25 protein-coding genes and 5 pseudogenes are annotated in these 23,482 nt (G+C 36.1%); 22 read left to right on the top strand and 8 right to left on the bottom strand.

All coding sequences use genetic code 11. The features are described from left to right. The first annotated feature begins 963 nt into the window (after positions 1 to 963). From RTR43_RS21305 to RTR43_RS21215, 19 genes and pseudogenes are all read left to right on the top strand, one after another. Positions 964 to 1,683 carry a YwaF family protein gene (locus tag RTR43_RS21305; RefSeq protein WP_312474975.1) on the top strand — a complete coding sequence of 240 codons (720 nt, stop codon included), beginning with the start codon at positions 964 to 966 and terminating at the stop codon, positions 1,681 to 1,683. A gap of 376 nt (positions 1,684 to 2,059) precedes the next feature. Then, positions 2,060 to 2,491 (top strand): annotated as a pseudogene (locus RTR43_RS21300) (exosporium protein C); the annotation flags it as partial. Between the two features lie 500 nt (positions 2,492 to 2,991). After that, positions 2,992 to 3,126: pseudogene (locus tag RTR43_RS21295) on the top strand (DUF4275 family protein); the annotation flags it as partial. Positions 3,127 to 3,319: 193 nt separating this feature from the next. Further along, positions 3,320 to 3,463 (top strand): annotated as a pseudogene (locus RTR43_RS21290) (PspC domain-containing protein); the annotation flags it as partial. A gap of 172 nt (positions 3,464 to 3,635) precedes the next feature. Beyond that, the gene (locus RTR43_RS21285) at positions 3,636 to 4,145 is read left to right on the top strand and encodes a GNAT family N-acetyltransferase (RefSeq protein ID WP_312474972.1); all 510 of its coding nucleotides are present in this window, start codon (positions 3,636 to 3,638) and stop codon (positions 4,143 to 4,145) included. A gap of 483 nt (positions 4,146 to 4,628) precedes the next feature. Then, positions 4,629 to 4,853, top strand: coding sequence for a serine kinase (locus tag RTR43_RS21280; RefSeq protein ID WP_312474970.1), 225 nt, complete (start codon positions 4,629 to 4,631; stop codon positions 4,851 to 4,853). A gap of 81 nt (positions 4,854 to 4,934) precedes the next feature. Continuing rightward, on the top strand, positions 4,935 to 5,480 hold the full coding sequence (locus RTR43_RS21275) for a DUF1697 domain-containing protein (RefSeq protein ID WP_312474967.1): 546 nt from the start codon (positions 4,935 to 4,937) through the stop codon (positions 5,478 to 5,480). A gap of 507 nt (positions 5,481 to 5,987) precedes the next feature. Then, a complete protein-coding gene (locus tag RTR43_RS21270; protein ID WP_312474965.1) occupies positions 5,988 to 6,530 on the top strand; it encodes a sigma-70 family RNA polymerase sigma factor in 543 nt (180 codons plus the stop codon). After that, positions 6,499 to 7,869, top strand: a complete 1,371-nt coding sequence (locus tag RTR43_RS21265) for a DUF4179 domain-containing protein (RefSeq protein WP_312474962.1) — start codon at positions 6,499 to 6,501, stop codon at positions 7,867 to 7,869. The genes RTR43_RS21270 and RTR43_RS21265 overlap by 32 nt, the downstream gene beginning before the upstream one ends. A 378-nt stretch (positions 7,870 to 8,247) precedes the next feature. Then, entirely contained in the window at positions 8,248 to 8,670 is a 423-nt protein-coding gene (locus RTR43_RS21260) for a MarR family winged helix-turn-helix transcriptional regulator (RefSeq protein WP_312474959.1), read from the top strand. Between the two features lie 64 nt (positions 8,671 to 8,734). Further along, the gene (locus tag RTR43_RS21255; protein WP_312475023.1) at positions 8,735 to 9,133 is read left to right on the top strand and encodes a DoxX family protein; all 399 of its coding nucleotides are present in this window, start codon (positions 8,735 to 8,737) and stop codon (positions 9,131 to 9,133) included. Positions 9,134 to 9,263: 130 nt separating this feature from the next. After that, positions 9,264 to 10,202, top strand: coding sequence for a ring-cleaving dioxygenase (locus tag RTR43_RS21250; RefSeq protein ID WP_312474957.1), 939 nt, complete (start codon positions 9,264 to 9,266; stop codon positions 10,200 to 10,202). Positions 10,203 to 10,225: 23 nt separating this feature from the next. Next, on the top strand, positions 10,226 to 10,834 hold the full coding sequence (locus RTR43_RS21245) for a flavin reductase family protein (RefSeq protein ID WP_312474954.1): 609 nt from the start codon (positions 10,226 to 10,228) through the stop codon (positions 10,832 to 10,834). Positions 10,835 to 10,874: 40 nt separating this feature from the next. Then, the gene (locus tag RTR43_RS21240; RefSeq protein ID WP_312474952.1) at positions 10,875 to 11,822 is read left to right on the top strand and encodes a ring-cleaving dioxygenase; all 948 of its coding nucleotides are present in this window, start codon (positions 10,875 to 10,877) and stop codon (positions 11,820 to 11,822) included. Beyond that, positions 11,819 to 12,430 carry an alpha/beta hydrolase gene (locus tag RTR43_RS21235; RefSeq protein WP_312474950.1) on the top strand — a complete coding sequence of 204 codons (612 nt, stop codon included), beginning with the start codon at positions 11,819 to 11,821 and terminating at the stop codon, positions 12,428 to 12,430. The genes RTR43_RS21240 and RTR43_RS21235 overlap by 4 nt, the downstream gene beginning before the upstream one ends. Before the next feature lie 47 nt (positions 12,431 to 12,477). Next, positions 12,478 to 12,907 (top strand): annotated as a pseudogene (locus tag RTR43_RS21230) (NAD(P)H-dependent oxidoreductase); the annotation flags it as partial. Between the two features lie 475 nt (positions 12,908 to 13,382). Next, complete coding sequence (locus tag RTR43_RS21225; RefSeq protein WP_312474947.1) at positions 13,383 to 13,862, top strand: DUF2975 domain-containing protein; 480 nt, start codon at positions 13,383 to 13,385, stop codon at positions 13,860 to 13,862. A gap of 11 nt (positions 13,863 to 13,873) precedes the next feature. Next, positions 13,874 to 14,080, top strand: coding sequence for a helix-turn-helix domain-containing protein (locus tag RTR43_RS21220; protein ID WP_248737590.1), 207 nt, complete (start codon positions 13,874 to 13,876; stop codon positions 14,078 to 14,080). 31 nt (positions 14,081 to 14,111) lie between these two features. Next, the gene (locus tag RTR43_RS21215; protein ID WP_312475021.1) at positions 14,112 to 14,327 is read left to right on the top strand and encodes a DUF3955 domain-containing protein; all 216 of its coding nucleotides are present in this window, start codon (positions 14,112 to 14,114) and stop codon (positions 14,325 to 14,327) included. 129 nt (positions 14,328 to 14,456) lie between these two features. Here RTR43_RS21215 and RTR43_RS21210 read toward each other — a convergent pair whose 3' ends face one another. From RTR43_RS21210 to RTR43_RS21200, 3 genes are read right to left on the bottom strand one after another with little or no spacing between them, the layout of a single operon-like run. Further along, positions 14,457 to 14,990, bottom strand: a complete 534-nt coding sequence (locus RTR43_RS21210; protein WP_312474941.1) for a permease — start codon at positions 14,988 to 14,990, stop codon at positions 14,457 to 14,459. Then, positions 14,987 to 15,469 carry a hypothetical protein gene (locus RTR43_RS21205; protein WP_312474938.1) on the bottom strand — a complete coding sequence of 161 codons (483 nt, stop codon included), beginning with the start codon at positions 15,467 to 15,469 and terminating at the stop codon, positions 14,987 to 14,989. The genes RTR43_RS21210 and RTR43_RS21205 overlap by 4 nt, the downstream gene beginning before the upstream one ends. Beyond that, positions 15,462 to 15,803, bottom strand: a complete 342-nt coding sequence (locus RTR43_RS21200; RefSeq protein ID WP_312474936.1) for a PadR family transcriptional regulator — start codon at positions 15,801 to 15,803, stop codon at positions 15,462 to 15,464. The genes RTR43_RS21205 and RTR43_RS21200 overlap by 8 nt, the downstream gene beginning before the upstream one ends. Before the next feature lie 326 nt (positions 15,804 to 16,129). Between RTR43_RS21200 and RTR43_RS21195 the strand changes: the two genes are divergently transcribed. Then, positions 16,130 to 16,612, top strand: coding sequence for a DUF4367 domain-containing protein (locus RTR43_RS21195; protein WP_312474934.1), 483 nt, complete (start codon positions 16,130 to 16,132; stop codon positions 16,610 to 16,612). Positions 16,613 to 16,781: 169 nt separating this feature from the next. Continuing rightward, positions 16,782 to 16,847 (top strand): annotated as a pseudogene (locus RTR43_RS25680) (cysteine hydrolase); the annotation flags it as partial. Between the two features lie 260 nt (positions 16,848 to 17,107). On the opposite strand, the gene RTR43_RS21190 reads toward RTR43_RS25680, so the two are convergent. The 5 genes from RTR43_RS21190 to RTR43_RS21170 all read right to left on the bottom strand — a co-directional run bounded on the left by RTR43_RS21190 (position 17,108) and on the right by RTR43_RS21170 (position 21,826). Next, a complete protein-coding gene (locus tag RTR43_RS21190; protein ID WP_312474931.1) occupies positions 17,108 to 18,538 on the bottom strand; it encodes a PQQ-dependent sugar dehydrogenase in 1,431 nt (476 codons plus the stop codon). Between the two features lie 380 nt (positions 18,539 to 18,918). After that, positions 18,919 to 19,290: a cysteine hydrolase family protein gene (locus RTR43_RS21185; RefSeq protein WP_312474928.1), complete on the bottom strand. Its 372-nt coding sequence runs from the start codon at positions 19,288 to 19,290 to the stop codon at positions 18,919 to 18,921. Positions 19,291 to 19,877: 587 nt separating this feature from the next. Next, positions 19,878 to 20,018 (bottom strand): YjcZ family sporulation protein, encoded by a 141-nt coding sequence (locus RTR43_RS21180; RefSeq protein WP_205178539.1) that lies wholly within the window; start codon positions 20,016 to 20,018, stop codon positions 19,878 to 19,880. 33 nt (positions 20,019 to 20,051) lie between these two features. Further along, positions 20,052 to 20,162, bottom strand: a complete 111-nt coding sequence (locus RTR43_RS21175) for a YjcZ family sporulation protein (RefSeq protein ID WP_312474922.1) — start codon at positions 20,160 to 20,162, stop codon at positions 20,052 to 20,054. A 284-nt stretch (positions 20,163 to 20,446) separates the two neighbouring features. After that, a complete protein-coding gene (locus RTR43_RS21170; RefSeq protein ID WP_312474920.1) occupies positions 20,447 to 21,826 on the bottom strand; it encodes a catalase in 1,380 nt (459 codons plus the stop codon). 245 nt (positions 21,827 to 22,071) lie between these two features. Here RTR43_RS21170 and RTR43_RS21165 point away from each other — a divergent pair, with 245 nt between their 5' ends. Next, the gene (locus RTR43_RS21165) at positions 22,072 to 23,181 is read left to right on the top strand and encodes a lactonase family protein (RefSeq protein WP_312474917.1); all 1,110 of its coding nucleotides are present in this window, start codon (positions 22,072 to 22,074) and stop codon (positions 23,179 to 23,181) included. Positions 23,182 to 23,482: the final 301 nt, after the last annotated feature.

Raw genomic sequence — 23,482 nt, 5'->3', positions numbered from 1 at the left:
GGGGTCAGAAGCACACTAAGCAGCTTGTTTTTTTAAAAACTTGAAAAATGAAGTTGAATCTAGTTTGATCAGGCCACTATATTATTGTGTTTGTCACGAATCGAAGTTTGTCGAATATGCTTAGTTTTTTGATAGAGTATGGAATTTAGGTAAGATCTATTAGACAGTTTCCCGTGTCGCTAGGTGATAATGTCCAATAGAGCTGTTCTAAAAGACCGTTTCCTGGTGTCACAGGGTGATATTGTCCAATAGGAATCTTCTAAAAGACCGTTTCCACGTGGCACTAAGGAATATTGTCCAATAGGGATTTTCTATAAGACCGTTTCCCGGTGTCACAGGGTGATATTGTCCTATAGGAATCTTCTATAAGACCGTTTCCCGGTGTCAGTGGGTGATATTGTCCAATAGGGATTTTCTATAAGACAGTTTCCCGGAGCACTGGGTGATAATGTTCAATAGAGTTCTTCTATAAGACAGATTCACCCTGGCATATGGTGATAATGTCCAATAGAGCTCTTCTATAAGACAGATTCACCGTGACATTTGGTGATAATGTCCAATAGAGTTCTTCTATTAGACAGATTCACGGTGACATTTAGTGAATATGTCTAATAGAGCTTTTCTATAAGACAGATGCACCGAGACCCTGGGTGATTGTGTCTAATAGCGCTTTTCTATAAGACAGATTCACCGTGACCCATGGTGATTATGTCTAATAGAGCTTTTCTATAAGACAGATTCACCGAGACCCTGGGTGATTATGTCTAATAGAGCTTTTCTATAAGACTGTTCCACAGTGACCCTGGGTGATTATGTCTAAAAGCGCTCTTCTATAAGACCGTTTCCCCGTGAGCCAAAGCATAAGAACAGTCCCCTTGCTTCCTGGATAGGTATAGATTTGGATAAATTTGCTCTAAACTAAGAAGTCTTAAAAAAATCAGCTTAGGTAATGGGGTTATTAAGATGCAAGCATACTTTCAATTTCATTCAAAACTTGATTCGTTTCGTCTTTTTTCAGTGGAGCACCTCTTAACGATTGGGATTATTTTCGTTCTTTGTATTCTCCTGTATGTTAAGAGGAATGAGCTTAAGGAGAATGGGAAGCGAAGGATTTTTCGTTTCTCTTTGGCCTTTCTCTTAGTTGTGTCCGATGTTTCGGAACACCTTTGGCTTGTTGCTGAGAATGCTTGGTCAATAAGGAGAGATTTGCCGCTGCATCTCAGTGATATTGTCGTTATACTCGCCATTTTCATGCTGCTTACGAGAAGCTATAAACTTTTTCAATTCATGTATTTTGCGGCGCTTGGTAGTTCCATTCAAGCCATATTGACACCTAATCTTGGCAAGTTTTCGTTTCCTCACTTTCAATATATCGAGTTTTTTGTTTCACATGGAGGGGTAGTATTAGCCTGTTTGTTTATGGTAGTGGCCTTCAACTATCGGCCGACCATTCCTTCCATGTGGGTGACCATTCTGATTGTGAACCTATATGCAGCATGTGTATTTTTCCTTAATAAGTTGTTGGGAGCAAATTACCTATATATCATGAAAAAACCTAGAACCGCTTCCCTTTTAGATTATCTCGGTCCATGGCCGTGGTATCTTCTTTCACTGGAGTTGGTGATGATTGTGAGTTTTTACATTCTCTATAGTCCATTTTGGATCAAAGGAAAAAATAGATGAATTAACTGGGAAGCAAGGGGAAGGCTCTTTTGCTTCCTCAATTTTTTTAGAATCACCCCTTCATGTGTCCGGGGAGATGCTGTATCGACTGAACCACAAGAGCTAGATAGACTCAATACGATAAAGGGTCACCAAGATGGGGAATCCCACCTTATAAATGAGCGGGATGATTTTGTTCCACGAGTTTTCACTCCCTTCTCCTAATGGTTCAAGAAGAGGCCTGTTTCATGGTGAATCCAGTCTTAGAACCGACCCGATGCTTGTCACTAGCCTTTTTTTATTTTTTGGCCATTTAGCCTATTACTATAAAAAGATTGTCCAAGCTATTTTTCCTTAATTGCATAGTTTAGAGTATTACGTTAAGGAGGTGACTAAAATGGTCCAAATTATTGATTATCAAGCAACAGAACCAGTTCGAAAGGTTAATCAAATTAGACCAAGAAATATTCCTCATTCTCCGAAAAAAGTGGTCTTAGCAACTATTCGTATAACGATTCCTCGAAATAATGCAAATAATAATCATGTAGAATTAATTGCGACAGTGGGAGTGCGCGGGGTTACTGGTACATCTCAACTTTTATTTAAAATCTTTCGTGATGGAAAAGAAATCTTCAGATCTCAAGATGGAGTAGAATCAGATCCTACATCAGAGGTTAACTATACTGTAACATTTCAAGCTATAGATATGAATGTGGGACAAGGTACCCATACTTATCAAGTAACTGCTGAAAATATTACCAATGGTACGGAAGCGGCTGTTGTAGGACCAATTTCCTTTAGTGGTTTAGCAATAGCTCCTTCTGATAAAGATCATGATAGTGATCGAGATCGGAACACGAGTCGAGATCGTATCACGAGTCGTGATCGGGACAGAGACCGAGACATGGAACGAAACACGAGTCGTGATCGGGACAGAGACCGAGACATGGAACGAAACACAAGACGTGATCGGGACAGAGACGGAGACATGGAACGAAACACAAGACGTGATCGGGACAGAGACCGAGACAGAGATCGAAACACAAGGCGTAGCATGAATCGTAATCGAGATCGAGAAAGAAACATGAGAAGTGGTTTCGATAATATATTTAGAATGTTCTAGGGATATAAAAAGTTGCAAGGGGACGGCTCTCTTGCTTCTTTTCAGTCCTGTTTTTTACTGTTAGAAAGTTTACTTTCGTTAACAATGATGGCCACTGTGAAGGTTTGGCCATTTTTTTTGAAGTTTAATCGTTTTGCGAACACGAAAATCGGGTGTCAGGCACAATCAAGATCTGGCTTTTTGACTGTTTTGGAGGGAGGCTGGAAGAAAATGCTTCTAAATTAATTGCAAATGACCTTATAAACGAATTAGATATTTACGTTGTGGATAAGGGTTTTAACTGGACATATGTGAAAACACATGAAACTGGTTGGGTCGGACCTTATTTCAGTCGAAAATGATGAAAATTTTAAGTTGTTCAACTAACTGGGTGCATTCCTTTGGGATCGGGCTGTCATTGCGACAGCATTTTGTTGTTGTTCCACTAAGGGACAGAAAAATCTATATATGGTATAATTTAGTAAAAATTACAAATAAACAGAATGAGTGGTTGCATTGAATAGATTAACAAAATCATCATAAGATAAGTCGTTATTTGGAGTTTGTTCAGGAATAGCTGAATATTATGGTATTTCCCCTTTTGCTGTAATGCTACAATTTATTTTAATTCCAACTTCTGTTTCTATTTACTTAATTTTTGCAGTATTTTTACCTGAGAAAAATTCAGCACTATATTAAATTAGACAATTTTATTGCTTGGTTGGAAAAGGGACTTCTTCTTTTAGTAACTAGTGTTTTACTTAAAGATCTAGCTGCGGTTCCAGCGGATTTTTCTTTTTCAACTAAAGGGAGTTGAAGAAGGATTCTAGGTTTAGCTATTATGTGAATAATTGAATTGGTGGTAATCAAGATGGAAATTTTGATTGAGAAATTACACGCTAAAGATTTTGAGAAGTTATTTGAATTTGAACTTGAAAATAGAGCTTTTTTTGAGGAAATGGTGCCGAGCCGAGGGGATGATTACTATAACTTTGAGACCTTTAAACAAAGGAATAAAGCCCTGATGGATGAGCAAGCTCAAGAGTTAATTTACCTTTATTTAATTAAGAATAAAGAAGGCTTAATTCTCGGAAGAATGAACTTAGTAGATATTGAAAAATCACAGGGTTTTGGTCATATAGGTTATAGAGTGGGAAAAGCATACACTGGAAAAGGTATTGCTAATAAAGCATTGAAACTTTTATTAGAAACTACAAGTAAGCTAGGTATAAAACAGATTTCAGCGAAGACAACAACAAATAATATAGCATCTCAAAAGGTTTTGGAGAAAAACGGATTTAAGTACATAGCAACAGGTAATGAAGAATTTATAATGAATGGACAACTTTTGTCTTTTGCTAATTATATTTGGGAGAAATAACATATAGCTTCTTCAACTCTTATGAAAATAAAAACTGAAAAAGAGCATGAAAAATTAAAAAAAGCTGAGCCTCTTGAAAGGTTGGATATAGGGATGGCTGATAACTCAATTGTCTTTCCCCTTTTACTCAAAATGATAGCAGGTAAGCCGGCGCAACAACCAGAAAAAGGATTAATCTCCCATGAGTGTTACCCCTAAAAGGGCGCGACAGTCGATGGTACACTGTGATCGTTGGAGTCAGACTAACGGATGGGCTCAAAGGCACCATAGTTCAAAGACCTTCTTCGCCAGCATAAAAAAGTATAGACTGCCTGATCCATTTTCATTCTCCGTGGTGCAGCGCTGATTTTGCGTTGCATGGATGGCTATCGGGTGCAAAAGTTTAGATTAAAGCTGTCATTGAGGTAGCTTATCTTTTTGTGCTAATGGGCTGGATACTTCATTAATAATGTTTATATCATAAATAAGGGAGGATTAAATAATTTGAGGTTTTTATTTGCTATCCCACTTATTCTTATTGGGGCTTTTTTGATCGGGTTATCGATTGATGATATTGGCGATATAGGTAATGTCATTATGGATATTATAGGATGGGGAATTATTTTAGTCGCTATTTTAATTGGAAGACACAAGAAAGAAAAAAACCATCATCATAAACAAACGGGTAGCGATGCTTCAATAATGGAGGATCGCTTTTTCCTTATTTAAGTAACGTGGCAAGTTAGTTTAACAGGTATAGTCAATAAGATATAAAGGATTAATAAGTAAATAGTCGAAAGGAAGATGGTTATGGTTTATATCGCTCTTCTTCGGGGGATTAATGTGGGTGGAAAAAATAAGATTGACATGAAGTTGCTTAAACAAATGTTTGAACAAGTCGGGATGAATGATGTGGTGACATACATTAATACAGGTAATATTATTTTTTCATACAAAGGCCCATCAAAAACTGAACTATCACGTATTTTGGAAGAAGCGATACATTATGATTTCGGATTACAAATTAAAGTAGTAGTTCGTAGTGTCGATGATGTCAGAGGAATCATTAACGCTATTCCTGACACATGGAAAAATGACAAAGACATGAAAAGTGATGTCATGTTTTTATGGGATGAAATTGATGATGAATCTGTACTTATGAATTTGGTCATCAAACCAAATATTGATACGGTGAAATATGTCCCCGGCGCGATTCTATGGTCCGTTGACAAGAAAAATGTAACCAAAAGCGGAATGTCAAAGATCATTGGATCAAAGTTATACAAACAAGTTACGGTAAGAAATGTCAACACCGCTCGTAAGATATATGAACTCATGCAAGCTCAAAACAGTTAGTTCGCCCGATGATAATTGTACAATTGCTTTTTATTGTTTTGTGCAAGGAGAACCGGTTCATTCGGAGTGAGGGGGAAATTAAAAGGACCACTATGGTTTAAAAAACGAATTTATTATCAACTGAGATTAGAGTAAGTTTAAGTGGAATGGAAAAATAACCGTACGGTCTCAATTAACAATCAAATCTGAAATTTAAACGAAGGAGACACGTATGGATATTAGTTTTTCTTAGCAAGTGATGTGTATGTGAAACTATCTATTTAAAGTCACAGGTGCTTTCCTTTGAGATTGGTGCTGTCATTGCGACAGCTTTTTGTTGTTGTTCCACTAACGGTTCAATAAGAAACTCCAGTAAAAGTAACATATAAATCGTCGAAAGACGGTCTTTTTTTATGCGAAAATAAAACTATTAAAATGTATCGTTCAAAAATATTTTAAAAGTGAATTATAAAGTTGAAACTTTTTTATACCTTCGCTCACTCTAATACGCAGAAGGGAGGATAAGTAATGACAGAACTAAAACTTATTAAGAATGCTATAAAGGGAAATAAAAAATGTCTAGAGGAACTACTTGTTTTACATAGTGACCAATTGTTCCGTACAGCTTACCTATATGTTAGAAATCGTGAAGATGCTTTAGATGTTGTTCAAGAGACATCTTACAAAGCCTTTTTATCAATAAGCCAATTAAAAAACGAGAATTTCTTTCTAACTTGGTTAACAAAAATTTTAATAAATTGTTGCTATGACATATTGAAAAGGAACAAACGTGAAATCCTAATTGAAAATATGATTGAGCAGGTTTCGGATAAGAAGGAAATGAGAATTGAGAGTTTAGACTTATTGGAGGCAGTTAATCAGCTTAATGAAAAATATAAAACTGTTATCATTCTTTTTTACTTTCAGGACCTTCCGATAAGTGAAGTAGCTAGAGTAATAAACATACCTGAAAATACAGTAAAAACCTATTTAAGTAGAGGGAAAGAACAAATAAAAAAGTTGTTAGGGGGAATGTATAATGGAGAAAAAATCATTTCAAGAAGCGTTTGAGATGATTAACGTCCCAAAGGAGGATGTTATAAATGCAATTAGGAATGGGAGGGACCGTGCTTATTTAAATGAACGCAAAAAGAGTATCAAAAAAATCCTGTGGTCTACAGCTGCTGCTACTATCTTAGTTTCTTCGAGTTTTATTTCTCCTTCACTCTCTAAAGTGATGGCGGAGGTACCACTTCTAGGAAACGTCTATACAACCTTTAACGACACGATTGGTCGAAGCCTTGAATCAAAAAGTTTAATTACTGAGTTAAACAAGTCCGCAAGTTTTAACGGCATAGACGTGTCTATAACAAACGCATATTATGATGGGGGCGTAGTAGGGGTTACTTTTAATGTTAAGGGGAATATGAAGGTTGAGAAAAATGGTAAACTGGTCGGCTTTTATCAGATATTCGATGGCAAGGATGATAAATCTGATAGTAAAGAACTGGTATATATGGAGCCTTCAGAAAATGGATATGTCGGGCATATCCAATTAAGTTATCCACAAACACAATTGCCTTCGAATACTACTTTCCCACTTGAATTCAATAGAATTGGTGAACAAGAAGGAAGTTGGAAATTCGATGTTCCGATTAAACAATTGCCATATGTGATAAAGAAAGTTGACAAGGAAAGCATACAAGATATTGCAGGTGTTAAAGTCCATTTTGATTCTGTTATTAAAGGTAAAGCTTCGACAGCTATCAACTATACAGCCACTTTTCCTGTTGAGGGGAGAAATGACCAAGTTAGGTTAGAAATTTATGATGATAAAGGTAAAAAAATCAATATTTCAAAGGATGGCATTGACCTAGAAACCTTTAAACTGAATGATAAAATAGTTGTTAAAGGAAGAAGTATTATACCCGAATCATTAGATGGTAAGACTAGTTATATAGAAGTCCATCCGAAAGTTGCTTTAAGTGAGAGAAGTCAATTTGTTGGGTTAAATGAACCTATGCCAGTTAACATTAAGGCAAGCAGGCAGGATTTATTTGTACAGATTGATAAAATTTCAGTAAATAATAACAAGAATTTGAGGGTTGACTTTCAAGTAAATAAGGGTGTTAAAAAGGATTGGAACTTTGAATTTTTTAAGGATTTTGCTCGCACTGATGTGATTTTAGTTAAAAAGACAGAAAAAGATATATATAAGGAACCCATCAATCATTCATTGGAAACTGTTAATAAAGATGGTTTGCGATTTAGAAGCACTTTTGATATTAGTAAACTAAATGATTTCAGCCTAAATAATTATGTAATAAGGGTTAATATGGGGTCATTAAGTTCGAATATTCCTGTTGAATTAGATGATGTTAGGATTGATTTGAATGAACTGCCAAATTGAAATTTGAAGCAAGCTTACCCAATTAAATAAACCCTTATTAAACAATCGGGGGCAAGAGTTGAAGAAGGGGCTGCTGCGGCGGGCTCTTTTCCTTATGGAGTTAAAGAATATCCTTATATTTAGTAGGAAAAAAAGGTAAATCCAGATATATATAGAATAAGTAATAAAAAATTATGGGGGATAAAATGTCTACTATGAGCTGGGAAGAGTCATATTTGGGTCAACTACGTAACTTAATTGGTCATAAAAAGTGCAAAGTAATTTCATTTTAGAAAAATGAAAGACTTAAAAAAGGTTATTGACAAAAAAATTAATAAGTATTATGATTATCTCAGATTCAAGATAATTTAATTCGAGATTTTATTGGGGGTGAAATAAATGGAGAAGAAATGCACGAATTTGCCCTTTCTGGTATTAATGCAAACATCTAAAGCTATTCATGAACGAATAAAGGAAGAAATGACAAAAAACAAGCTAAGTATAACGGAATTTTCTGTTTTAGAGGTCCTCTACCAAAAAGGGAAACAAACTATTCAACAAATTGGAAATTGCATATTAATCTCAAGTGGTTCGATGACCTATGTTATAGACAAGCTAGAACAAAGAGGTTTATTAAGTCGAAATGCCTGCCCCGATGACCGCCGAGTGATACATGTGATATTAACTGATGATGGGAATGAATTGATGAAGGAAATCATGCCGAAATATCGTGAGTTAGTCGATAATATGTTTGATTCATTAAATTCTGATGAGGCAGAGATTTTGGTGCATCTTTTGAAAAAAGTAAGGAATAAAGTATAAACGTTCATTTTTTTAAAAATAATATCTCGGATTCGAGATAAAAAACATTTAGGAGGATTTTATGATGATAAATATTGGTCTATTAATAATTCGTTTGGTGATTGGTGTACTATTCGTGGGTCACGGTGCTCAAAAATTGTTTGGATCGTTTGGTGGTCACGGATTAAAAGGTACGGGAGGCTGGTTTGAATCCATTGGCATGAAGCCAGGAGTAACCATGGCTCTTTTCGCAGGATTAGCAGAACTTATTGGTGGAATTTTGTTTACTTTAGGACTTTTAACCCCACTTGCAGGAATTATGATTGCAGGAACCATGGTAATGGCTATCGTAAAGGTACATGGTCCAAACGGATTATGGGCAACATCAAATGGATATGAATATAACCTAACTTTGCTTGCAGTTGCTATTGGTATAGCTTTAATCGGTCCTGGTCAATATGCTCTAGATTCATTTTTATTCTAAAATATCTCTAATTAGAGATTCTTGAATTAAAACAAAATGTTTTAAGACTTTAATTATTGAAGTAGGAACAAAATAAGGTATCAAGTTCCTTTAAAAAACTAGATTTCAGATGAAAAGGGAGTGTTGAAAAATGAGTAAAAAAACAATGGGTATTCACCATATTACAGCAATCGTCGGTCATCCTCAAGAGAACGTTGATTTCTACGCAGGAGTTTTGGGTTTGCGTTTAGTCAAGCAAACGGTCAATTTTGACGATCCAGGTACTTATCACCTTTATTTCGGGAATGAAGGTGGAAAACCAGGAACAATCATTACCTTCTTTCCATGGGCAGGAGCACGTCAAGGAATCATTGGTGACGGTCAAGTAGGAGTCACATCCTATGTTGTTCCCAAAGGTGCGATGGGATTTTGGGAACAAAGACTAGAAAAGTTCAATGTTTCTTTTACTAAAATGGAACGTTTTGGAGAGCAGTATTTGGAATTTGATGATCCACATGGACTTCACTTGGAAATTGTTGAAAGAGAAGAAGGAGAAACTAATAATTGGAACTTTGGTGAGGTAACACCTGAAGTTGCCATCAAAGGTTTTGGGGGAGCTACTTTACTATCAACACAACCTAACAAAACAGCTGAATTGTTAGAAAATGTTATGGGACTTGAATTAATCGGTAAAGAAGGAGATTTCATCCGTTTCCGTTCTTCAGCCGACATCGGAAATGTAATCGACCTAAAAATAACTCCAATTGGCCGTGGGCAAATGGGTGTGGGGACAGTACACCACATTGCATGGCGGGCTGTTGATGACGAAGATCAATTGGATTGGCAAAAGTATGTTGCATCGAATGGATATGGTGTCACTCCTGTAAAGGACCGAAATTATTTTAATGCTATTTACTTTAGAGAACATGGAGAAATTCTATTTGAAATTGCGACCGATCCCCCAGGATTCGCACATGATGAATCACAAGAAACCATGGGAGAAACATTAATGTTGCCTGAACAGTATGAACCTCATAGAGGACAAATTGAACGAAGTTTGCTACCGTTTGAAGTAAGAGAACTAGACTGATTTTACGAAAAGGAATGATTTCTTTGCTTTCAATTGATCCATCCTCAATGTCTGAAAGAGATAATTATAAATTTCTTATAGGAAGTATCATACCTAGACCAATTGCTTTCGTTACAACGATTTCAAAAGACGGTGTTTTGAATGGTGCCCCATTTAGCTACTTTAATATCGTATCATCCAATCCCCCGATGATTTCATTATCTATTCAACGGTCAGAAGGGAGACAGAAGGATACAGCGAGAAACATCATCGAGTCAAAGGAATTTGTGATCCATATCGTTGACGAACAAAATGTTGAAAAAATAAATAAAACAGCTGCAAACCTTCCTCCTGACCAGAGTGAGATTGAGTTAGCTAACTTAACTCCAGTAGACAGTGTAAAGATTTCTGTACCAGGTGTAAAGGAAGCGAAAGTTCGAATGGAATGTTCATTAGAGCATTCCTTAGAATTGGGAGGTTTGGATACACCAGGGTGTGATTTTATTATCGGCAAAGTTGTTCAATTTCATATTGAAAATGACATTTATGAAAATGGAAGAATAGATCCTTGGGGTTTAGCTGCTGTAAGTCGATTGGCTGGAAATCATTACGCCAAAATCGGTGAGATTTTTGAAATAGAAAGACCTAAATAGTTCCTTTTACAATCCACTTAGTGAAATGGAGAGGATAAGATTGCAAAAAACAGCAGGTATCCATCATATAACAGCCATGGTTAACGATGCACAAAGGAATATTGACTTTTATGCAGGCGTACTTGGGTTACGACTCGTTAAAAAAACCATAAATTTTGATCGTCCAGAAGTGTACCATCTTTATTTTGGGAATGAAACGGGTCAACCAGGTACTGTCATTACTTTTTTTCCATGGGCTAAACAGCTAAAAGGTCGAATTGGAACGGGGCAGGTTGGTGTGACCAGTTATATGATACCGAAGGGCTCGGTTCAATTTTGGGAGAATCGATTGCGGAAATTTGGAATTGAATTTACTTCATCCAATCGCTTTGGTGAAACCTATTTAAAATTTAACGATCCTGACGGACTCCAACTTGAATTGACAGAACGAGATGAAGGACCAATGAATACTTGGAACTTTGGTGAAGTACTAGCAGAAAATGCCATTAAGGGGTTTGGTGGTGCTGTTCTGTTTTCTGCACAGCCGCATAAAACTACGAACGTGCTAGAAAATATTTTGGGATTAGAATGTGTTGGACAAGAAAAGGAATTTCTTAGATTTAAATCTGGAGAACATCTCGGTAATATCATTGACATTCAGTTAAATCCTTCTGTCCGAGGGCTTATGGGAGCAGGAACGGTTCACCATTTGGCGTGGAGAGCAAAGGATGAAGAAGATCATCAAAGGTGGAGATCAATTCTCTTAGAAAAAGGGTATTATCCGACAGAGATTCTTGACCGAAACTACTTCAAAGCTATATATTTTCATGAAGAAGGGGGTATCCTCTTCGAAATAGCAACCGACCCACCAGGTTTTACGGTAGATGAACCTGTTGATGAACTTGGAAAAAAACTCATGCTACCATCTTGGTTAGAGTCAAAAAGAGAAGAATTAGAAGAAACCTTACCGCCTGTGGAGGTTCGTGTTCTGGAGGGAGATAAATCATGAAACATATATTCAATAAAGGGCAAGATCCAACAAAACCAACGTTACTTTTGCTACATGGTACGGGTGGAACTGAATTAGACCTATTACCTCTTGCAGGTAGAATTGATGATGAGGCGAACTTGTTAAGTGTCCGTGGGAACGTATTAGAAAATGGAATGCCACGATTCTTCAGAAGATTAGCCGAAGGAGTATTTGATGAGGAGGACCTTATTTTCCGAACAAAAGAATTAAATGAGTTTCTTGATGAAGCAGCAGAAAAGTATGATTTTGACAGAGATAATATTATTGCAATAGGTTATTCAAATGGAGCAAATATAGCTGCTAGTCTATTATTTCATTATCAAAATGCTTTAAAAGGTGCCATTCTTCATCATCCCATGGTACCGAGACAAGGAATGGATCTTCCCGACTTATCAGGTAAGTTTGTGTTTATTGCAGCTGGAACGAATGATCCAATCTGTTCACCGCTAGAATCGGCTGAACTACAATCATTATTAGAAAAGGCTCATGCAAATGTAGAACTTCATTGGGAGAATAAAGGTCATCAATTAACCGCACAAGAAGTTGAAGCCGCAGCAAGTTGGTATCGCAAGTTCATAAGCAAATAATTAAAGTCTGCATGGAAGCATTAGTCTGAAGAAGTTGCAGCTTGTGTCCAACTGTTTCACTAGATGATATAGAGTGGGCAGATGCCATTTTTTTCAGTGTTCCGACCCGATTCGGAAACATGCCTTCTTAGATTATGCAGTTCTTAGATACAACGGGTGGTCTGTAGTTTAACGGGAAGCTAGTGAATAAAGTAGTAAGTGCTATGACTTCTGCTCAAAACCCCCATGGTGGTCAGGAGGCCAACCATTTTATCATTATATACAACGATGCACCATTGGGGGGCTTTTGATGTAACTCCAGGCAATACTGATCCAGTAATAGTTGGTACTGGAGGAGATCATTATGGAACGAGTGTAACGGTTGAGCAGAATGGCACAATGTTTGAAGACTTCTCTGCTGTTCAAGCAGCTGTAAAGTACCAAGCAAAACGTGCCGTTCTAAAAAAAGAAATTAAATGGGTTATTCTAGGTACTTAAGATACTCTCCCCAATCAGTCATATTCCACTTCTCAATAATTTCAGGAGCAATATTTGTGACAAACAAAGCCGCTTTAATAGCTCCCAATTCCCAGTCTTCAAATGTTATTTATAATGAATGATCCAATTGGATTTTTGAGTAATTAATCGCGTTTCAAGCCTCTTTACCCGACTGATTAACGATGGTTTCATGAAAATCCTCTCCTATAAAAAGTAATCCTCTAATCGCACATCTCTCCCTTTTTCCGTTTCTGCCTCTGTTTTGGACGGAGACACAATCTGTTAGCACTTTTTGGTAACATTATGTTTTACATTTTTACCCCTCTACTTGGCTGTGTTCGGACCTATTTTAGGCTAATCTCTTTATAAATACAACATAAAACAACAAATATTTATTGTGTAACGATAAATATTTGTTGACTAAGAAGGTGTTTGGGATTACTATATGGTTAGCTAGCTAAGAGGGGGAGTTTTTATGAGAGAGAAAGGATTATCAGCGTGGTTAAAATTAATAATTGTTTTTTGCGGATTTTTTGGTCTGTTGTTTTGTATTTATATTGCACCTGAAACTGGAAGGGAAATATTACTGGATTCAGGAAAGTTGAAGACGCTATATAATCCCTTTATTACATTCATTTGGATTACAGGGATTCCATTTTTTACTGCTCTAGTTTTAGGGTGGAAGATATGTTCGGATATTGGCTCTGATCAGGCTTTTACCGTTAAGAATGCAGATAGATTGAAAATAATAAGTGTCTTATCAATGATTGAAGGTTTTTTGTACATTGGTGCATTACTATATCTTTTCGTAGTCGGAAGTTATCATGCTAACATTTTAGTTATTCTTTTGCTGATTCTATTTTTCTCAGTCATTATTTCTGTATTTACTTCCATGCTTTCTCATTTAGTTAGAAATGCTAGTGAAATAAAGCAGGATAATGATCTAACGATTTGAGGTGTTATAGGATGGCTATTATAGTAAATTTGGATGTAATGCTGGCTAAAAGAAAAATGAGTGTTACAGAATTATCCGAAAAACTAGGGATTACAATGGCAAATGTATCAATCTTAAAAAACGGAAAAGCAAAAGCTATTAAATTTTCAACTTTAGAAAAAATCTGCGAAGTTTTAGAATGTCAACCAGGTGATATTCTAGAATATCAAAAAAAATAATTCAGGTTATCTGAATAATGGAGAGTATATGATGAAAAAGAAATATCTATTAGCTTCTACACCCATATTTTTAGGGGTTATTTGTATGATTAGTTACTTCATGATTGGTTCAAGAGTAGAACCGGATGGTACTTTGGTTGAACCTTTCTTCTTGATTCCATTAAGTTATCTTTTTGTTTTTAGTGGTATTATCGCATTATTGTTTGTGGCTATCGTTTCGGTGTTCAAAAAAAGCAAACATATTTGATTAATGAGATAAAAGAAAAGCCAATTTCCTTACAGGAGATTGGCTTTTTTATTTAAAAACTTGCTTAACGTATAAAAATTTCACAAGGCAGTGTCTCTTATTAGCAATATATTGGTAATAAAAACTAAATTATAATGACTCGTTTTTAGTTATATCATACTTTAACAATTGTTGATGGTCATAAAATTTCTCAAAGATAATACCCATTAAATAGAAAAATAGTAGACCAAAACAAATGTGGATGAGTGTAAATTTTATTCCAAATGAAGCAGATTCATATACAATAACCGGTAATTTTGCAGTTGTCCAAACTCCTAGAAAAAATACAATGTACCGTATGCTTGCTCCTTTTTTTAATAAAAGTGCCGCAATTGGAAAAGCTACGTAGAGGGGACCCGCTGCAACTCCTCCTAATAGTAGGGAGAACAAAATGCCATAGATGCCGGATTTTTCTCCCATATATCTAATTAGTGTTTCTTTCTCCACCCATTTATCAAGCAAACCTACGAATATTAAGACAGGAGGGAGTAGAAACAGCATATCTAAAATGCTTTTTCCTGTTAATTGAAATGCGTTCCATCCCACTGATTGGTTTATAAAAGTAAGGATTATTAGCCCAAATAATAAAATCAAAAAGAAACGATATCTTTTTAATTTATTCATACCATTACCAGCCAAATAATATATGAAAATAGTAGAGACATTAACAATGCAGATGCGTTGCGATAATAGGCAAAACTACGCCCGAATATCTTTTGTTCCATAGGTAAAGTTGTGATTCCTACGGACATTAATGTGGACATTAATACAGCTACTTGAGGGAGTCCTGCACCATTTTGGACTAACGTATGTCCAAGAGGAAATACAACAAAGCTTGGGACTAGTGCAATAGATCCAATTAATGTCGAATAAACAATACCTATTAATCCAGATTTTTCTCCAATGATTGAAGAAATTAAGGATGGCGTTAAAATAGATAGTGATAGTCCAACAAAAAGCATAATGGATAACATGTCAGGTATAATATTACGAAAGCTTTTCCATGACTTTAATAGAGCTTCTTTTGTTTTATTTCGATCTTTTATAAAAGAAATGCTGGTAAGAATAATAGCTATAGCATAAAGGATAGCACCATTAATCATAATTAGACTCCTTCCATTCTTTATATTTGTTTAAGAAAAATGATAAATTCTTAAGTTTTTCTTCAATATCTATTTGAAAATCTTCTAATTTTCTTTTTCCGACTGAAGTTATCATGTACATCTTTATTGGCTTATCTTGATCAGATGTATCCAAATAAGACTCAACAGCACCTTCTTTCTCTAATGTTTTTAATGTGCGATATAGGATGGCACTATCAATTGGATTGCTGGGAAGCTCTTCTTCACATTTCTGCAGAAGTTTCCCTCCATAGTTATCTCCCTCTGTTAAAAACAGCAAAAGAAATGCACCTGTATGTCTCCCTGTATGTTTCATTAAATATAGAACCTCCTAATTTAAATGTAAAAATTCACTTCGTCACCATGTTACTGTTAATAACATATTACTGTTATTAACAGTATTGTGTTATTAACAGTATATTTTTAATATAAGATCATGTCAATACTAAAATATACAACATGTTTTTTCTTTGTGATAACATAAAAAATTAGAATGTGAAGTATTACACTTAAATTAACGGGTGCAAGAGCTGAAGGTCCGAGTCGCCAGAATTGGCTGCTTTCTTATTGCTAAAGTAAGCAGGTTAGTTTATTAAGAAGTCGGGGAAACTACTCAATGATACTAAATATTGAGGTGACAATATGGCATTTTCATTTCGTTTAATTTTTGTTCTTACTTTGTTATCTTGTTCTCCGATGATAACAATGGCTCAGGAAATTAAATATAATCACAACAGCATTACAATTTCAGAAATAAAGAAAAAAGTTGACTTTTCCGTTTTAACTCCAAATAAAATTCCTGTTGATTGGACATTAGACACCAAAATAACCCCATGGCTAATGCTACATTATATGGACAGCACAGATATAAAGCTGATGGTTGCAATTCATCAGAAAAAAGGTTTTCCATTATCAAATGACGATTTTCCTCTCGCTGAACAAGTGGATATTAGTGGAAACAAGGGTTATTTTCAGAAATGGGTAGATAGTGGGGAAGTTGATAGGAACGGTGATACTATAACGGGTGGTTTACTTAATTGGGTACAAGATGGAACATTTATAGAAATGAACAGTTCAAGATTATCTAAAGAAGAAATGTTAGAAATTGCAAGGTCGATGAATTAGCGATATTGTACGATTGCTGAACAAAGGTAGTCGTTTTTTTATTGAAGTAGTGGCAGGTTAGTTCAATAACAAAATCAGTTATATCATATAACATCTGCATTTAAAATGTAGTAGATGGTTAATTAAAAGAGTCAGGGGGAATTATCTTGGATAAAAAAATAAAGCTTTAATTATTGTAAATGTACAAAAAGCATTTGAGGATAAAAAATGGGGGGAACGAAACAAGTTTTTAGCCCCCAGGGGTACACAATTGCGTGACTACAAGAAGTCGCGGAAAATAGCTTCTTCAAAGCCGGCGAGTTATCTCACGAGGACAAGCAAGATAATATCCGTTCTATTGTAAGAGAAATACAAATATTTGGGACGGAATCGGGCTTTTAAATACCCGGCAAAAATATTATCAAACGCGGGCATGATTGCTTTCTTGTTTGTTTAATATTTCGATTCAATTAAATCCAAGAAAGAGATTTATTAGGTAGAATTTTATAGTATGAATCATGGAACAATTTCAAAAACAGTACCTTGGTTAAAATCAGTCACTTTCATAGAGCCATAAACCCCTAAATATAGTCTGGTTTGATCCAGATTCGTTCCCAAATTAACATAATAAGCTGATTGAGACCCAAAATTATAATCGGTTTTAATAACACTAAAATCATTTAGTTTACCATCTGTTCTTACCTTGGTATAAGCTAAAACTCCTCTAACCGGAGGCCCGGATTCTTCATTCTTGGCAAGATCGGTAAACACAATGCTTCCCGTTAAATTGGGGATTCCATTCCCCATATAGGCTTGAACTCCTGTAAGTGCAGTTCCTCCAAACTTATCGGGTCGGGGATCTTTATGAAAATAACTAGTTAAAGGCTGAAGACGCCTCACTGAAGTTTTTACTGCTTCATTGTAATATGCAATTGTTTTCTCATCTAAAGTCGGATTTTCAGAGCAGACCCTTATAAACGAGGCAGGAAAAGCACCTTCCCACCCTCGCCAACCAAAGTTAATAAATCCTTCTTGGTCATGTTCAGTGTTTCTTAAAGAAGCTTGAATAAGCTGAGTAACCGGTATTGGTTTATAATGAACGAATGAAAAAATCGACTCTACCAAATCCTGTCCAACATTTCCTACATATTTGATATACTGATTGTTAAACCTTTGAAATGAAATGCCTGGTATATTGCGAACCCCTTTGGCAATTACCGTTAGCGTTTCCTGAATAGGTGCGGGCAGTTCATTAAAACGTGTGACTACGGGTGGATTATAGATAAATGTATTCTTAACTACATCAATTTCAATTATTTTACCGGCGATTTCCATATCATCCTGGCATAAATTAAATGGATCATAGCCTGATCCACCATCCCCGGTTGTTAAAACAAGTTTTCCGGTTTCAGGTGAAAAGTTTAAGCTATTGACACCATTATGATTAAAAAATGGTCTTCTTAAGTTAAGTAATGTCCGTCGTTTTTGAGGTTGACCATTCGTTTGTAAAATCCATTCTTCAACTGTATCAATATGATCATATAGAGTTTCTCTATTTATCCACCTTAGGTTTAAAGTTCTGGGATCACACGGGTCAGGCTTAAAAGGTTCTGGAAGAGCACCTGGACCTTGTGTTCCAGCTACTGAATAATGAAGATAAAACAGACCGTTATTATAAAATTCTGGATGAAACGCTAGCCCTAGCAATCCCCGTTCATCATATCCACCACTAGAAACACCTAGTTCAGAATCACCTAGTTTTATGATTCGCGAGCGAATATCTAAAAAAGTCCTTAAACTTGAGTTTCCTATGTAAAAGATCTCTCCTACCTGGGTTGCAATAAATAATCTTTCAATTGAGTCACCTGGAAGTATAGTTGTTTTCAAAACAGTGGGTAAATTTATCTTACTTACAATGGGACGTAAACTAACCTTAACTTTTATCAACTAACTTTACACCCCTTCTTATTGTTTTCTTTATAAGAATATGATTAGAACTGTTCTATTAGTACCAAATTAGCGCTGGGGAATCTGACAAGGCATTGCACCATTTTCCGCACCAGCGTACTTAAACGAAAGAGTGCTTTCCTAAAAGAAGGAAAGCACTCTTTCTTATTGAACTAAGCAGTTTAGCAGTTGAAGAGAGGATGGCGCAATTGACTTATATTGTGTAGGAAGAAATTAAGGATTTTGAGAGGTTAAATAATGGTGGAAGTTAGGAAAAAATAAAACCCTTGAATGACACTAAGATAGAAGTGACTCATCCAAAGGTGTTGGGTAAATACCCTGTTTGAATACTAATAACTAAGATTATTTTTGTTAAATATTTAACCGTTTACAATTTCCCCACCATTACGTGACACATAAACTGCGTTGGGGAGAATTTCTTTGATTTCCGGAATAACTGGACCATTGGGACCATCAGGAACATTATCTGTGTAAATGACGGGAAGCCCGACTAGTTTGGCCAATCTCGCCAACCCCACCACATTTCTACGAAGTGTCATAACGTCCAGATCCTTCACAGTTTGAAATAAACCGGTTTGATTATCGATGAGAAGTAAGACTGCATCATTTGGATCTATCAATGTCTTCTTGACCATACCCGGCTTTCCGTAAGCTTGGAGTGATCCAGGAACATTATAGGCATCGGAAGGATATTGAGGATACCGGGGATCATAATAATAAAAATTGTCCATGGGTTTAAAAACACCTCTTCTGCAATTTTTTCCTTACACAAAGACATATTATTCAAAGGGTAGGCAACTGTTCTAAGTGACAACAAAGATCACTGCCACAAGTAGCCGCTGTAATTTAGGTATGAAAAAAAAGGAAACAACATAAATAAATTGAGAAACAAACATTAAAGCGACTTAGAATATGTTCTTAGTCGCTTGTTAAAGAAATTATAAATTAATTTATTCAACCGTTCGTTGTTATACGGTGTTTTGGGTAAATAGAAGAGGTTCCTTTCAACTCGACTAGTTGAACAAGGATTTACCACTTCACAAAAGAATTTATAAAAAGGAAACTAAAAACGCTAGTTAACAGTCGAATGCCCTTGTGGTATTAGGTATAGAAATTATAATATAAAATAAGGGCTTAATCTGATGATACTTTATATAAACTGATGCATAAGCTAGAAGTGAACATCAGCCATAGCGCCACAGCGCCACATACTTTACTTCCTCAGTGGTTTATAATGCGTCCGGTGCATTAAAGCCAAATAAAAAAGCCCTATAACAAGGGCTTTTTTATTTGTAAAAATTAGGTTGGATGCTTTTAATTAATAAAAGCAAGTTGCTCCAATGATAATTAATAAAATAAACAAGACAACGATTAAGGCAAAACCTCCGCCATAACCAAAGCCGCCACCGTAACCGTAGCCACCGCAGCCACAGCCACCGAATCCTCCATATCCGAACATAAATTTCCCCTCCTTTTAATGATTATTATTTAATTAATAAAAGCCGCCGTATCCTCCGCCCAAAAAGGACGCTCCTATAATAATAAGAAGGATAAACAATACAACTACTAATGCGAAACCTCCACCAGCACCTACACCATCCATTTAATAACCTCCTTTACATCTATTCAATACAAAATATGATAAAATCCAAAAGGTGTCAGGGCTCTTGCGAAATACAATAGCCCAATATCTACTATTCATTACAAGAACCTGCATTATGTAGCAAAAAAAAAGACTCCTTAACGCTAAAAGTGCTTAGTTAATTTAAAAATAAAAAATAAAAAGGCTTAACCACCTTGGTTCTTCATATAAACAGATGCATAATCTAGAAAGTAGCCGCTATAGCCCAAATTTAATCGTAATAATGACGTTTTTTAATCTTCTTATCACTTTTTCATTTCAATCTCAATTCTCTTTGCTAAGTCAGATGATACTTTATTGAAATACTCCATAACTTTCTTTCTAATATCATCAGATATGACTTTCAAATCACTAGCTAAATTTTCGACAAGATGTTCTTTTTCTATTTGAGTTAACCTCGTATAGAATTCACCAGCCTGCCCAAAATCGTCTTGCTTTGTTATAGAAGTTCTTTCTAGTTTGCCTTCAACATATCTTCCATCACCACTTGTAATTTGATTAGCTGGTGTCCAATTTTGCTGTTGGTTAACCGGTAATTTACGAAATTCAGCTCCAATTCTTCTTCTTTGAGAATCACTATAAATATTGGCACGGCCCTGCAGTATTTTATCATCAGATAATTCTGCGCCGTCTAGAAAATTAGAAGGGGAGAAGGCGACTTTTTCTACTTGTTCCATATAATTAGCAGTATTTTTATTTAATACCATTTTACCTACTGGTATTAGGGGATACTCTTTTTCATCCCATACTTTTGTATCGTCTAAAGGATCATAAGAAAGATTTGCTTCATCCTTTGGGTCCATGAGCTGGACATATAAGCCATATTCCACCGGTTTACCACCCGCAATCACATCGTATAAATCTTTACCAGCGTAATCAGGATTTTCAGCGGCTAGTCTATTTGCTTCTTCGCGACCAATGTATTGTACACCTTCAAATGGGTACCAATGGTATTTAACGTACTTTCTAATACCTTGAGCATTTCTCCAAACATATGTATTTACACTATGTCCTGGAATGTGGCGAAGAGTTTTTACCGTACCAGCATCAGAGTATACGCGTACAACAAAATGAATCGATTCAGGCGCTCTTGCTACAAAGCTCCAAAACCTATCAGGATCAATTAAATTATTTTTTGGTGAAGGTAAGAATGCTTTAATAAATTCCGGAAATCGTATCGCATCACGAATAGAAAAGACAGGAATGTGATTACATAAAAGGTCAAAAACGCCTTCATCTGTATAAAATTTTGTAGCAAAGCCACGTACATTTCTAGATGTATCAGGTGTTCCTTTCGTACTGACAGCTAACGAAAAGCGAACCATAACAGGAACTTTCTGATTAGAATTTTGTAAAAAGCTCAGTTTTGTATGTTCGGACATCGAATATATCGTTTGAAAATAACCAAATGCACCAAATCCTTTTACATGAACAGGTCTTTCTAAAATCTTTTTATGAATAAATTCTTGTAAGGTTTCGTGTAGTACACCATCTTGTTCCAGTACAGGTCCCCCAGAGCCGATTGTCTGGGAATGAAGTTTAGCTGGCTCATTGGAGAGGTCTCGATTCTCATAATGGCTTTCATCTAATAAAGTTTGCCTCTGTTTATGATGTTTTTCATTCATTATTATAGCCTCCAAAATTTAATTTCCATCAATCGTTACTAAATATGATTTTTAAGGCTCGAATATGTATCTTCTTCTTTTATTTTCAACATTCATTAGGAAAATAGTTTCTTAAGTTAGTAGCATTTTTCAGGGAATTGCAATATAAAGTGAATTTGAACCGATGTGTGAACAGACCGCTAGTCTTTGGGGAATTTAAATGGCAATAGAACCATATAAAATTATGAAAGGAGGAGAGTTATAAAATGCAGATAATGAACAAATATTTTCGTACGAGTGCGAGTATGGTTTATATTATGACCAATAATGAAGTAATGAATCAAATCATTGCCTTTTACAGGGACATGAATGGAAATCTCACCTTTTTCGGGTCCTACCCAACTAATGGAAGAGGTACTGGTCCAAGGGAAGTGTCTACTGCAACAGCAAACGATGGTGTCGATCCCCTTGCCTCGCAAAGCGCCCTGACTTTGTCCCGAGATGGACGTTTCCTACTTGCAGTTAACGCGGGCAGCCATAGTATCAGTAGTTTCGTCATAACCGACAACGGAGCACCTGTTCTTGTGGATGTGAAGCCATCAGGAGGTGCCCAGCCCAATAGCATAGATGTGTTTGGTCATCTTCTCTATGTTTCCAATGTAGGTAATGCTGCTAACAATTTTGCATCCAATATCACTGGTTTTCGGATAAATGATAATGGACACCTTACTCCCATTCCCGGATCTACCCATTCTCTCAGTACCTTCAATGCTCAGCCAGCTCAGGTTCTCTTCACTCCAGATGGCAGTAAAATCGTTGTATCCGAGCTTACTTCAAATCATCTCAGTGTATTCCATGTAAATAAAAATGGTACGGTTACAGGACCAATCATTAATGATTCTTACGGTCAAGGACCATTGGGCGTTTATTTTCTTTCCTCTGGAATCCTCTTAGTTACAGAAGCAGTTTCAAATGCGCTGTCATCTTATTCATTAAGCAACGACGGTATCCTTCATGTGATAAGCGGATCTGTACCAAACGGATATAAGACTGCTTGTTGGGTTGTAACAACGAGGGATGAACGTTTTGCATACACTACGAACACCTTAAGCGGCACCATCTCCACCTATCGAATCGATTCCAATGGAGCACTGTCGGTGGTAAGGCATATTACCAGTACACCGCCAGGTACAGCACCAGGTCTTCCGATGGATGTTGGAGTGAGTAAAGATGGACGGCATTTTTACACACTTAACGGAAATCAGGGTACAGTGTCAGTATTTACTATCCAAGATGATGGTAGTCTCGTTAGATTGCAGATTGCTGCCTGGACTAACTTTCCTTACTTTGGGTCGCAAGGTTTAGCTGTTCTTTGATTTCATTGGGCTCACCATACTGTGTGGAACAGAAAAATATAGGAGTTGCTAAAAATAAGGCAGCCGATATACTGGTGGCTTTTGTATGAGACAACATAATTTCCAGCAAGATTTGAAGAATTGCGATTGAAGGGCATTTTTTAATCAATCTTTATTTTAAAACTACACGAATCTCTCAAAAGGTATCAGAAATAACAAATTATCAAAAAAGTGGCGTAAAACCCCTTTCTTCAGAAATGGGGATATGCCATGTTTTTTTACTTCCAATTACCAATAGAAACTAGTATAATAAAAATATAGA

This window comes from Neobacillus sp., from assembly GCF_031988165.1.
GTDB lineage: Bacteria > Bacillota > Bacilli > Bacillales > Cytobacillaceae > Neobacillus > Neobacillus rhizosphaerae.
This window is presented reverse-complemented; position numbering and strand designations above follow the sequence as displayed.

Bases quoted from the DNA above. Each gene is read 5' to 3' on its own strand.
- RTR43_RS21275 (WP_312474967.1), top strand. From the start codon at position 4,935: ATGGTTTATATCGCTCTTCTTCGGGGGATTAATGTGGGTGGAAAAAAT.
- RTR43_RS21180 (WP_205178539.1), bottom strand. From the start codon at position 20,018: ATGTTCGGATATGGAGGATTCGGTGGCTGTGGCTGCGGTGGCTACGGT.
- RTR43_RS21175 (WP_312474922.1), bottom strand. From the start codon at position 20,162: ATGGATGGTGTAGGTGCTGGTGGAGGTTTCGCATTAGTAGTTGTATTG.
- RTR43_RS21170 (WP_312474920.1), bottom strand. From the start codon at position 21,826: ATGAATGAAAAACATCATAAACAGAGGCAAACTTTATTAGATGAAAGC.
- RTR43_RS21220 (WP_248737590.1), top strand. From the start codon at position 13,874: ATGGCTATTATAGTAAATTTGGATGTAATGCTGGCTAAAAGAAAAATG.
- RTR43_RS21250 (WP_312474957.1), top strand. From the start codon at position 9,264: ATGAGTAAAAAAACAATGGGTATTCACCATATTACAGCAATCGTCGGT.
- RTR43_RS21225 (WP_312474947.1), top strand. From the start codon at position 13,383: ATGAGAGAGAAAGGATTATCAGCGTGGTTAAAATTAATAATTGTTTTT.
- RTR43_RS21255 (WP_312475023.1), top strand. From the start codon at position 8,735: ATGATAAATATTGGTCTATTAATAATTCGTTTGGTGATTGGTGTACTA.
- RTR43_RS21265 (WP_312474962.1), top strand. From the start codon at position 6,499: ATGGAGAAAAAATCATTTCAAGAAGCGTTTGAGATGATTAACGTCCCA.
- RTR43_RS21210 (WP_312474941.1), bottom strand. From the start codon at position 14,990: ATGAATAAATTAAAAAGATATCGTTTCTTTTTGATTTTATTATTTGGG.
- RTR43_RS21200 (WP_312474936.1), bottom strand. From the start codon at position 15,803: ATGAAACATACAGGGAGACATACAGGTGCATTTCTTTTGCTGTTTTTA.
- RTR43_RS21305 (WP_312474975.1), top strand. From the start codon at position 964: ATGCAAGCATACTTTCAATTTCATTCAAAACTTGATTCGTTTCGTCTT.
- RTR43_RS21205 (WP_312474938.1), bottom strand. From the start codon at position 15,469: ATGATTAATGGTGCTATCCTTTATGCTATAGCTATTATTCTTACCAGC.
- RTR43_RS21260 (WP_312474959.1), top strand. From the start codon at position 8,248: ATGGAGAAGAAATGCACGAATTTGCCCTTTCTGGTATTAATGCAAACA.
- RTR43_RS21270 (WP_312474965.1), top strand. From the start codon at position 5,988: ATGACAGAACTAAAACTTATTAAGAATGCTATAAAGGGAAATAAAAAA.
- RTR43_RS21235 (WP_312474950.1), top strand. From the start codon at position 11,819: ATGAAACATATATTCAATAAAGGGCAAGATCCAACAAAACCAACGTTA.
- RTR43_RS21215 (WP_312475021.1), top strand. From the start codon at position 14,112: ATGAAAAAGAAATATCTATTAGCTTCTACACCCATATTTTTAGGGGTT.
- RTR43_RS21185 (WP_312474928.1), bottom strand. From the start codon at position 19,290: ATGGACAATTTTTATTATTATGATCCCCGGTATCCTCAATATCCTTCC.
- RTR43_RS21195 (WP_312474934.1), top strand. From the start codon at position 16,130: ATGGCATTTTCATTTCGTTTAATTTTTGTTCTTACTTTGTTATCTTGT.
- RTR43_RS21285 (WP_312474972.1), top strand. From the start codon at position 3,636: ATGGAAATTTTGATTGAGAAATTACACGCTAAAGATTTTGAGAAGTTA.
- RTR43_RS21165 (WP_312474917.1), top strand. From the start codon at position 22,072: ATGCAGATAATGAACAAATATTTTCGTACGAGTGCGAGTATGGTTTAT.